Genomic DNA, 367 nt, shown 5'->3' on the forward strand with positions numbered 1-367 from the left:
CTGCTGCGAGATGAAGTGGTACTTCACCCAGAAGACCTCGCCTGCGGCGTTGACCCACGAGTAGGTGTGCGAGCCGTAGCCGTTCATGTGCCGCCAGCTGAGGGGCAGGCCGCGGTCTCCCATCAGATACGTGACCTGGTGGGCGCTCTCCGGCGACAGCGTCCAGAAGTCCCACTGCATGTCGGGATCGCGCAGACCCGAGTCGCCGAGGCGCTTCTGCGAGTGGATGAAGTCCGGGAACTTGATCGCGTCGCGAAGGAAGAACGTCGGGGTGTTGTTGCCGACGATGTCGAGGTTGCCCTCGTCGGAGTACATGCGGAGCGAGAACCCGCGCACGTCACGCCAGGTGTCGGGCGAGCCCTGCTCC

1 protein-coding gene is annotated in these 367 nt (G+C 64.9%); it reads right to left on the bottom strand.

What is annotated here, in order from left to right:
• Positions 1 to 367 (bottom strand): catalase (locus L687_RS0120605; RefSeq protein WP_031206656.1); only part of this gene is annotated, 367 nt, incomplete at both ends.

The sequence above is a fragment of the Microbacterium maritypicum MF109 genome (assembly GCF_000455825.1).
GTDB classification, from domain to species: domain Bacteria; phylum Actinomycetota; class Actinomycetes; order Actinomycetales; family Microbacteriaceae; genus Microbacterium; species Microbacterium maritypicum_A.